Source organism: Rubneribacter sp. (genome assembly GCF_965361815.1).
In genome coordinates, this window is record NZ_CBDTNW010000046.1 from 1 (window position 1) to 9,228 (window position 9,228).

Here is a 9,228-nt window from a genome sequence, read left to right on the forward strand (position 1 = left end):
GTACAGGAGTGGGAGAGGGGGAGAGGGGTGGTACGGTTGCTACCCCCGCCCCGCTTTGGGGAGGCCCCATGATTCGAAGGATTCTCATAACGTTAGGTGTCTTTGTGCTGGCAGGGGTGCTGACTTACGGAGCGGGTGCGCTTGTAGAGCCTGCGACGGGCATCTCTCCTATCGAGACAGATACGCCTTGCCCGGCCGCCGGGTGCGCTTCGGGGGAGTGCCACGGCTTCGATAATGTGCCTGAACCCGACGGCGTCCACGAGATGCTCTGTCCCGAGGCAAGCTGCGCGAGCGCGGAGTGCCACGCGTGGGACTCGCTCGTGGGCCGCTACCGCCAGGCGAGCGACGCGAGCTTGAACGTGTGGATCCTCGCACCGGTGGCGCTTGTGGTGGGGCTGGTGCTCATCGTGCGGAAGGTGAGGTGAGGGGAATGGAGAAAAAGCGGCTCGTCCTTGATGGCGCCGCGCTCGTCCTCTACGCGCTTGCCGCTCTTCCTGCGTTCACGGGAATAGCGGCCCATGAGTGGCTTTCGCTCGCCGCGATCGCCGTGCTGCTCGCTCATTGCGTTGCGGGCTTGGGCAGGGTGGCAGGGGGCGGGCTGCTCCGCCGCTCGCCCTCCTGGACGGCTCATCTGGCGCTCGACGCGCTCATCCTTGTCGTGCTGGCTGTCTGCGCCACATCGGGCATCATGGTGTCGGGCGCGGCGCTTCCGGCGCTCGGCCTGCACGCGACCGGCTACTTCTTCTGGGACCCTTTGCACGCGGTCTCGGCCAAGGCGCTCTTGGCGCTGCTGCTCGTGCACGTGGCCCTGCACGCGGGCTGGGTGGCCGCGAGCGTCCGGAGGGAGGGGCGCGCCCGGAGGGAGGGGCGGCGCCGCGAAGGCTCGTGACGCCGCCCTTCCCGGTCCCGCCCATGTCGATCCCGGTTCAACGGAGACCTTCCCGCAAGTTGGTCGTAAAACGCGCCCTATGGCACTCCGGAGGGTCGATCCGGCGCGCCGGCGGGCCGCGCGATTTCCGTGACCTGGTGTTTCTTCGGACGCGAGGGGCGCGGAGGACGGAAAGGCGGCCCCGCGCGTGCCACAGGGCGCGTTTTGTGACCAACCTGCGTGCGGCCCCCGTCGAACCGCCTCCGGCGGGGTCTCTGTCAATCCCGGTTTAACAGAGGGTTGTCCCCCCCCCTTGAGGTCAAATCGGGAGCCAACGTGGGTGCGCAAAGCCTTGAAACGTATCGGAGGCGGTGCGCGCTTGCCTGCGTCCTGCGGATCTCCGCCAAGAACTTCGGGTTTGAGCGCGGCGTGAAAAGCGTGCCGCCGTATGCGGCGCATTGCATCGCGTAGCGCCTTTTGCGCGCTTTCAGCGCAGAAACGCTCGGGGATTTGAGGGGAAAGTGCGGACAAGGACGGCAGATTGTCTTATGATAATCCGAGACAGCGCGTAGGCGCGTCCTCGCGGGGTTCGCGTTCGCGCGTAGGCGGGCTTGCATGCGCATCTGCGTCGGGAGATAAGGAGGGCGGGGCATTGTTCGGGCCGCTGGTCGTGTGCTACCTGTTCCTCGGCGGCGCCGGTGCGGGCGCGCTTTTCGTGTCGTCCGCGCTCGCTCTGCTGTCGCCTGCGGACGCGGTGTCGCAGCCCGCATTGCGTCGGCGGGGCGGCGGCGTGCGCATGGTCGTCGAGCTGCCGCAGCCCTATCGCCTGCTCGTCGCTCCGGGTGCGGCGGCGGGGCTTGTCGCGCTCGGAGCGGGCGTGACGTGCCTGCTGGCCGACGTGGGACGCGCCGACAGGGTGGGGCTTTTGCTCGCGAATCCGGCGTTCACGTACGTGGCGGCGGGAACATGGGCCCTTGTTGCCTGTTCTGGCCTGGGCGCGGCCTTGCTTGCGGCTTGGACGGGGTGCGTGCGGCTTTCCCTGACGGCGGTTCGCGTGCTCGAGGTTGCCCTGCTTGCGGCCGCGTTCGTGGTCATGGTGTACACGGGGTTGCTGCTTCGGGACATGGCGGCGGTTCCTCTGTGGGCCACGCCGTGGCTTCCGGCCCTCTTCGCGCTTTCCTCGCTTTCGTGCGGGACGGCCCTTGTGCTTGCCGCAGGTCAGTTCTCCGGTGCCGCCCGTTTGTTCGGCCGAGTGTTTCGGCGGCTTGCGTTCGCGGACGCCGTTGCGATCATCCTTGAGATTCTGGTTGCGGCGGCGTACGTGGCCGTCGTCTTGGGCGTTGCGCTGCCGGGCGCCGTGTCGGTTCCCGAGGACAGCGGAACGCTTGAGGCGTTGGCGGCTTCGGCCCAAGCGCTCACGGCCGGATCCGCTGCGTGGGCGTTCTGGGGCGTGTTCGCGGTGGGCGGCTTGGCGGTTCCGCTTGCGCTGGATGCGGCTTTCGCACGCGGGCGCGCCGCGCTCAAGCCGCGTGCGGTGCTGGCCGCCTCGGCGTGCGTGCTGGCGGGCGGCCTCGCGTTGCGCTATTGTGTGGTCGAGGCCGGTCTGCACCCGGTGCTGCAAACCATGATGTGAGGAGCGTGGAACGCGACGATGGAGAAGGGCGCCTTTCCTTTCGAGGTGGACGAGACGACCGACGTGCCTTTGTGGGTGCAGCTGCGTCAGAGGCTCGTCTACCTGATCAACACCGGCTACTTCAAACCGGGCGATCAGCTGCCCACGGTGCGCGGCTTGGCGTCGGAGATTTCCATCAACTACAACACGGTGAACAAGGCGTACCTCAGCCTGGTGTCCGACGGCTACCTGGAGTCCACGCGCGGGCGCGGCGTGTTCGTGCGCGATCTGGACGCCGAGGTGGACAAAGAGTATGCCGAGGAGGTGGACGGGCTGCTGGAGGACTGCGTGACGGCCTGTCGCGATCTGGGGCTTTCCTTGGACGACGTGCAGGCTCGCATGGCGCGCAAGATCAAGCAGCTGAAAGCCGCCGAGGGAAAGGGCGGCGCGGATGCGGACGGGGCGGGCCGCATCGTCTGCGTTGAGGTGCCCAAGGCGAAAGGCGGCGCGCGCGGCGCGTGAGCGGGCGGGCTGCGGACGAGAGCGCGGCTACAGGCGAAAGCAAGGCTGCGGACGAGAGCGAGGCTATCATGGGCTTTGGGAGAAAAGGGGAGCGCGAGGCCCCGATGGGGATGGGCTCGAGCGCAGGCGGGCAGTCCGGTCGCGCGACGGGCGGGCGCGGGTCGTGGGCTGTCGTGCCCGACGCGAATACGGAGATGGCGGGCGAGCGCGCGTCGAGCGCGGGCGTGCTGCTGTTCTCCGCAGTGGTGTTCACTCTGGCGTTTTTTCTGGTTTTGGGCGCGTCGGCGCTGATCGCGGGCCGTGTGGGGCTGCTCGGCGTGGCGTGCGCCCTGGTGGCGGCAACGCTGGCCGCCATGTCGGTGCACATCGCGCAGCAGTGGGAGAAGGTCGTGGTGCTGCGCTTCGGCCGCTTCAACCGCGTGAGCGGGCCGGGGCTGTTCTGGACCTGGCCTGTCATCGAGCAGAACACCATGCGCGTGGACGGCCGCGTGCGCGTGACCACGTTCGGCGCCGAGGAGACGCTCACGGCCGACCTCGTGCCGCTTGACGTGAACGCCGTGCTGTTCTGGCATGTATGGGATGCGAAGGCGGCCTGCACCGAGGTGGGCGACTTCACGCGCGCCGTGGAGCTGGCGGCGCAGACGGCGCTGCGGGACGCCATCGGGCGCGGAGGGGCCGCCGAGGTGGCCATCCGCCGCGAGCAGCTGGACCGCGAGCTCAAACGCGCGCTCGAAGAGAAGGTGGCGCCCTGGGGCGTGGCCATCCTCTCGGTGGAGGTGCGCGACATCCTGGTGCCGAAGGACCTGCAGGACGTGATGTCGCTTGAGGCCCAGGCCGAGCAGCGCAAGAAGGCGCGCATCATCCTCATGGAGGCCGAGCAGGACATCTGCGAGATGATGGGCGAGATGGGCGACGCCTACGCCAAAAACGACGCCGCGCTGCGCCTGCGCTCGATGCACCTGCTGTACGAGAGCGTGCGCGAAACGGGCGGCACCGTGGTGGTGCCCAGCAGCTTCAGCGAGGGCTTCGGCGACGTTTTAGGCGATGCCGCGAAGGACGCGCTTTCGGTTACTCGGAGCAGCGCAGGATGAAATCGTCCATGCCGGGGACGGTGAATGTCACGTGCCCTCGTTCGGGAGCATAGATAAGACCGTCGTGAATGAGCTTGTCGCGTATGACCGATAGGTCGCTTATCCTTCTCTTCCCCATCTGTTGCGCTAAATCGCTGAGTTTTATCGGCGATCCGGCGCTTGCCATGGCGCGCATCATCGCGCGTCCTGCGCGCGTCGTCCTGTCCCACCGCGACCGATAGAGCCCTCGGTCGAGTTCGTTTTTCGCTAAAGCGATTCCGGCGGCCGTTTCGACCGACGTCACGATACCGGGCGCTTCTATCTGTTCGCAAATGCAGAAACCGCATTGCTGGATGAAATAAGGGTAGCCTCCTGCGGCTTCGATGGCGGCAGCCAGGGCGTTTTCCTCCCAGCGGATACCGTCTTTTGCCGTGGGTTCGATATACGCATCGCGCACCGCATCGTCTGAGAGCAGTTCGAGAGAATGGTATGCGAACATTCTCTCGGCGTAGCTGGTCGCGTCAGCGAGCACGGCGGGAAGCGTGGGAAGCCCCGCTCCTATGAAATAGACAGGAACGGGGGAGCTGCCTTGACCTATGGCGTGCAGCGCCACGTTGAGGGCCGTCAAGTCTTCTTTGGATGCTTCCTGCAATTCGTCGATGCTCAGGAACACGGCGGTTCCCGCATCGCGCGCAGCCTCTCCTGTGGCCTGCAGCAAATCGCCGAGATCGAGCGAGAGATCGCCCGAGTCGGCGTATCCTTGCGCTGGTTGGATGTCGATGCCGAGGGAGTATGAACCCGCGGGATCGATTTTCAGCTGGAAAGATTTCAAAACAGCGATCGCGTGGTCGAATGCCGATTTCAGTGGGTTCGCCGAGTTTTTTATGCGTCGCAGTTCGAGATAGAGGGCTTGCGAGAGCTTTGTGGCGAGCGAGGTGTTTCTCGAGGCTTCGACGCAGGCGACCACCCAAGCCCGCTGTTTTGCGAAGTCGGCCAGCTCCCTGAGGAGCACGGTTTTTCCCATGCCCCGAAGCCCCGAGATGACGACGGGGCGCATACCCTCGGCATCGTCGCATACTTGCTGCATCTCGGTTTTCACGGCGTGCAGTATCTCGGTGCGGCCTGCGAGATAGGGAGGCTTTCTTCCGGCTCCTGGTTTGAATGGATTGGTCATTGCCTGTTCTTTCTAAGGTTTTATATAGAATTATAAATTCTTTATTAGAATCAATTATAAGAATTTAGAAAAGATGGTCAAGCGGTAGTGTCGCTGTGCGCTTTCGGGGCTTTAACGCGTCGTGAAGGACCGCAGGAAATGTTTCACATGAAACATTCGTACGTATTCCAATGAAATTATCTGCAAAGAAATGGCTGGAGGAGGGTGATGAAGGGCGAGATGCAGAAAGTGGTGGAGGGTGTTGCTGCTGAAGGCGGCGTGTGGTTCTGCGATGTCGGGTGGTTTGGTGGTGCCGCAGTAGTGCCGAGCAGCTTCGGCGAGGGCTTCGGCGACGCCGTGAAGGACGCACTGGGAAGAGTTTTGGCTCGAAGCCCTCGGCGCTCTCGATGCAAACACGCTGGTCATTCCCGCTTGGATGATCTAGCGGCAATCAATCCCGGAACGTTCCACCAATACTATCTCCAAAATAGGATAATCATAGGACAAATAATCATATGACAATCCTTGATTGTCATATGATTATTTCGTATAGTGTGCCCAGTGGGATTCGGCCGATTCTCGCAAGGAACGGAGGTATCCCCACGCTCATTCCGCTGCTGCGGGGCTTGCGCCGGTTTGCGCGCATCGTCTTGAAGAGGACGCTGCGTCGCCTGGCCGCTTCAAGCCGAGCGGAAGCGGGGAAGGGCGGCACGGGGGACCTGGCAGAACCGAGGAGGAAACATGTCAGGAGCAACGAGTCCGCACGGCGGACTGACGCGAAGGGGCTTTCTCAAGGCAACCGGCGCTGCGGCCGGCGCGCTCGGTCTGGCCGGCGCTGCGGGCATGACCGGCACGGACGACTGGCTTGCGCCCGCGCAAGCGCATGCGGAGCCGGAGGAGCGCATCGGCTACACCTTCCACCAGAACCATTGCACGGGCCACTGTTCCCTGAAGTGCACGGTGAGGGACGGCCGCCTGTGCTTGATCGAACCGAACGACGCCGAAGGGTACGACAAGCGCTACCGCATCGCCTGCGTGCGGGCGATGTCGGAGATCGAGCACGTGTACGGATCCGAGCGCATCCAGACCCCGCTCAAACGCGTCGGCGAGCGCGGCTTAGGCGAGTTCGTGTCCGTCACCTGGGACGAGGCATTGGCCGAGATCAAAGACAAGCTGGGGTCCATCTGGGAGAAGTACGGCAAGAGCGCCGTGGTCGTTGGGGGAACGTCCGACGTGAAGGTTCGCTACCCCCATCTCAAGCAGATATTCAGCGCGCAGCAAGACGGGCGCAACGGCATCGACATCGGCGTGGGCAACGGGCTTGGCCCCATGATCGGCGACACCACGTCCAACGTCATCTGCACGAGCGAGGCCCGCGACTGGGCACGCGCCAAGACGGTGATTCTGACCAGCACGAACTTCTTGGAGTCGAGCGTCCCCTCGGCCAAGACGTTCTTCGAGGCGCAGGAGGCCGGCGCCTACATCGTCTCGGTGGACACGCATTACACCACGACGGCCGGCAAGGCCGATCAGTGGGTTCCCATCGAGCCGGGGACGGATGGCGCCCTGTTTCTGGGTATGATCAGCTGCATCATCGACAACGGGTGGTTCGACGAGGAGTCGATGAAGGAGGGAACGTCGTTCCCGTTCTTGGTCGACGAGGAGTCAGGCGCGATGCTCAGGAGCGATCCGTTGTCGGCCACGGCCAAGCAGAAAGGCTCCGAGAACCCCTTCATGGTATGGGATGCGGCAACCGGCGCGCCCCGACCCTACCAGGAAGCCGTCGATCCTGCACTCGAGGGCGTCTACGAGGTTGACGGCAGGACGTACGCCACGGTGTTCGAGCTGCTCAAGCGAAGCCAAAAGGAAAACGGCTACACGCTGACCTGGGCGTCGGAGAAGACGACCGTTCCCGAAAAGACCATCGAGGACCTGGCCCGTCGCTACGCGCTTGACACGCCCGCCACGCTCTCGCTTGGTTGGGGCGGGTCCGACAAGTACATGAACTCCGACATCTGCGGGCACGCGGCGGGCGTTCTGGCTGCGCTGACCGGCAACTACGGCAAGCCGGGCGCAAGCGTGGGCGTGCACGTGGGTGGAAACTACACTGGCTGGTCCGCCAAGCTGGCCTCTTGGCCCCTGCCTGGCGAGTACAAGGTGGCCGACCAGGAGATGCCCTCTTACAGCATGCGTCACCAGGAGAACAGCGTGCGCGCCTACGTCGCGCTCGGCGACATGTTCCAGCAGCACTACGCGAACATGAACGTCACCAAAGAGTGGCTGCGCTCGCTCGACTTCATCGTGTACATCGACATGTACCACGTGGAAAGCGCGAACTGGGCCGACATCGTGCTGCCGGCGTGCACCAAGTTCGAGACCACGGAGGAGGCCGAGTCGCTGAAGGTGGGCTACGGGCATCTGCTCTTGCAGGGGAAGGTGCTCGATCCGCTCTTCGAGAGCAAGCCGGACCTCGAGATCGAGCGCTTGCTCGCGCAGGCGATGGGCGTGGCCGACGGCGTGCTTCCCAAAAGCTCCTACGAGTTCTGCGAGTACCAGATAGCCAACTCCACCGACAAGAAGCTCGCGGGGATGACGCTGCAAAAACTCATCGACAACCAGGGGGTCCTGCCCTTGCCGGGCATCGACCAAATCCGCGAGGAGTACGCCTCCCAGGTGGCGAAAACCGCTTCGGGCCGATTCGACGTGTACTTGGAGGGCAGGCTTGGGGCTGGGCAGGCGCTTCCCGTGTACGAAGATCCCGAGGAGGCGTATCAGGGCTGCGAGCTGCGCAAGACCTACCCGCTGCAGTTCTACCAGGCGCGCACGAAGTTCCAGATACATAGCATGTTCTGCGACGCCCAGTGGATCAAGGAGTTCTACGAGCCGCATCTGGAGATGAACCCTGCGGACATGGAGCCGCGCGGGCTTGCCCGCGGGGACGTGGTCGAGGTGTTCAACGACCGCGGTTCCATCCAGGTGGAGGTGCGTCCCTCCGAGTCCGTGCGGCCTGGCTGCACGCGCATCTTCGAGGGCATTTGGACGAAGTACATGGTCAAGGGCAACCTCCAAGAACTGACGAACGACAACCTCTCGCCGCGTGACGACATCTTGCAGATGGGGACGTCCATCGCGTTCCAAGACACGCTCGTGGAAGTTCGGAAAGCGTAGGTGATCGACGATGACTCGATACGGAATGGCGATTGACGTGCGGCGTTGCATTGGATGCCAAACCTGCGCGCTGTCGTGCAAGATGCAAAACGGGGTGCCCGAAGGCATGCTGTGGAACCGCGTTTTGACGGAAGGGTCGGACGAGATCGACGGGGCGCAGGGCGTCTATCCTCATCTTTCGCGGGCGTATTTGCCTATCGCCTGCCAGCACTGCGAGAACCCCGCGTGCCAGCGCGTGTGCCCCACGGGCGCCACGTACAAAGACGACAAAGGCCGCGTGGAGGTAGACTACGACAAGTGCATCGGGTGCCGCATGTGCATGGCGGCCTGCCCCTACAACGCGCGCGTGTTCAACTGGAACGAGCCGGTGCGCGACCCTGATTTCAACTACGGCGACAAAGATGTGCCCGTGCGCCCCAAGGGCGTGGCCGAGGAGTGCACGCTGTGCAAGGAGCGCACCGACCGGGGCCAAGAGCCCATGTGCGTGCAGAACTGCCCGTTTGAAGCGCGCATATTCGGCGATCTGGACGACCCGGATTCCGAGGTGTCGCGCATCATCCGCGAGCGGAACGCGTATGTGCTGTTGGAAGAGCAGGGCACGCGCCCGCAGGTTCACTACTTCAACTAAGGAGGTGCGTCAATGGAAACTTCGGCGAAATTCAAAGCGGCTGCGGGCGTGTTAGGCGTGCTGACGCTGGCCGGCGTGGCGGCGTGGATCTATCAGCTCATGTTCGGCCTGGGTGTAACAGGCATGAGCAACGCCACGTCGTGGGGCCTCTACATCACCATGTTCATGTTCTTCGTGGGGCTTTCGGCGGGCGGCCTCATCGTGGCT

The 9,228-nt window shown here is 64.1% G+C and carries 10 protein-coding genes; 9 read left to right on the top strand and 1 reads right to left on the bottom strand.

Going from position 1 to position 9,228, the window contains the following annotated elements:
- Nucleotides 1-68 precede the first annotated feature (68 nt).
- The 5 genes from ACWKY3_RS02915 (at nt 69) to ACWKY3_RS02935 (ending at nt 4,093) form a co-directional block, all read left to right on the top strand.
- The gene (locus tag ACWKY3_RS02915) at nt 69-425 is read left to right on the top strand and encodes a hypothetical protein (protein WP_449314920.1); all 357 of its coding nucleotides are present in this window, start codon (nt 69-71) and stop codon (nt 423-425) included.
- A gap of 5 nt (nt 426-430) precedes the next feature.
- Nucleotides 431-889, top strand: coding sequence for a DUF4405 domain-containing protein (locus ACWKY3_RS02920; RefSeq protein ID WP_449314921.1), 459 nt, complete (start codon nt 431-433; stop codon nt 887-889).
- Nucleotides 890-1,520: 631 nt separating this feature from the next.
- On the top strand, nt 1,521-2,501 hold the full coding sequence (nrfD, locus tag ACWKY3_RS02925) for an NrfD/PsrC family molybdoenzyme membrane anchor subunit (protein ID WP_449314922.1): 981 nt from the start codon (nt 1,521-1,523) through the stop codon (nt 2,499-2,501).
- Nucleotides 2,502-2,519: 18 nt separating this feature from the next.
- On the top strand, nt 2,520-3,002 hold the full coding sequence (locus ACWKY3_RS02930) for a GntR family transcriptional regulator (protein ID WP_449314923.1): 483 nt from the start codon (nt 2,520-2,522) through the stop codon (nt 3,000-3,002).
- A gap of 104 nt (nt 3,003-3,106) precedes the next feature.
- Nucleotides 3,107-4,093, top strand: coding sequence for a slipin family protein (locus ACWKY3_RS02935; RefSeq protein ID WP_449314929.1), 987 nt, complete (start codon nt 3,107-3,109; stop codon nt 4,091-4,093).
- Here ACWKY3_RS02935 and ACWKY3_RS02940 read toward each other — a convergent pair.
- Nucleotides 4,071-5,246 carry an ATP-binding protein gene (locus tag ACWKY3_RS02940; protein WP_449314924.1) on the bottom strand — a complete coding sequence of 392 codons (1,176 nt, stop codon included), beginning with the start codon at nt 5,244-5,246 and terminating at the stop codon, nt 4,071-4,073. The two genes, ACWKY3_RS02935 and ACWKY3_RS02940, sit on opposite strands and share 23 nt — an antisense overlap.
- A 207-nt stretch (nt 5,247-5,453) precedes the next feature.
- On the opposite strand from ACWKY3_RS02940, the gene ACWKY3_RS02945 reads away from it, so the two are divergent.
- From ACWKY3_RS02945 to nrfD (ACWKY3_RS02960), 4 genes are all read left to right on the top strand, one after another.
- Nucleotides 5,454-5,744, top strand: a complete 291-nt coding sequence (locus tag ACWKY3_RS02945; protein WP_449314925.1) for a hypothetical protein — start codon at nt 5,454-5,456, stop codon at nt 5,742-5,744.
- A 222-nt stretch (nt 5,745-5,966) separates the two neighbouring features.
- Nucleotides 5,967-8,393: a molybdopterin-dependent oxidoreductase gene (locus ACWKY3_RS02950; protein WP_449314926.1), complete on the top strand. Its 2,427-nt coding sequence runs from the start codon at nt 5,967-5,969 to the stop codon at nt 8,391-8,393.
- A 10-nt stretch (nt 8,394-8,403) separates the two neighbouring features.
- Complete coding sequence (locus ACWKY3_RS02955; RefSeq protein ID WP_449314927.1) at nt 8,404-9,021, top strand: 4Fe-4S dicluster domain-containing protein; 618 nt, start codon at nt 8,404-8,406, stop codon at nt 9,019-9,021.
- Between the two features lie 12 nt (nt 9,022-9,033).
- Nucleotides 9,034-9,228: NrfD/PsrC family molybdoenzyme membrane anchor subunit (gene nrfD / locus ACWKY3_RS02960; protein ID WP_449314928.1), on the top strand; the 195-nt coding region annotated here is incomplete at its 3' end.

What these genes read in the sequence shown, in the direction of transcription:
- ACWKY3_RS02915 (WP_449314920.1), top strand. Translation starts at nt 69, where the DNA reads ATGATTCGAAGGATTCTCATAACGTTAGGTGTCTTTGTGCTGGCAGGG.
- ACWKY3_RS02920 (WP_449314921.1), top strand. Translation starts at nt 431, where the DNA reads ATGGAGAAAAAGCGGCTCGTCCTTGATGGCGCCGCGCTCGTCCTCTAC.
- ACWKY3_RS02930 (WP_449314923.1), top strand. Translation starts at nt 2,520, where the DNA reads ATGGAGAAGGGCGCCTTTCCTTTCGAGGTGGACGAGACGACCGACGTG.
- ACWKY3_RS02935 (WP_449314929.1), top strand. Translation starts at nt 3,107, where the DNA reads ATGGGGATGGGCTCGAGCGCAGGCGGGCAGTCCGGTCGCGCGACGGGC.
- ACWKY3_RS02940 (WP_449314924.1), bottom strand. Translation starts at nt 5,246, where the DNA reads ATGACCAATCCATTCAAACCAGGAGCCGGAAGAAAGCCTCCCTATCTC.
- ACWKY3_RS02945 (WP_449314925.1), top strand. Translation starts at nt 5,454, where the DNA reads ATGAAGGGCGAGATGCAGAAAGTGGTGGAGGGTGTTGCTGCTGAAGGC.
- ACWKY3_RS02950 (WP_449314926.1), top strand. Translation starts at nt 5,967, where the DNA reads ATGTCAGGAGCAACGAGTCCGCACGGCGGACTGACGCGAAGGGGCTTT.
- ACWKY3_RS02955 (WP_449314927.1), top strand. Translation starts at nt 8,404, where the DNA reads ATGACTCGATACGGAATGGCGATTGACGTGCGGCGTTGCATTGGATGC.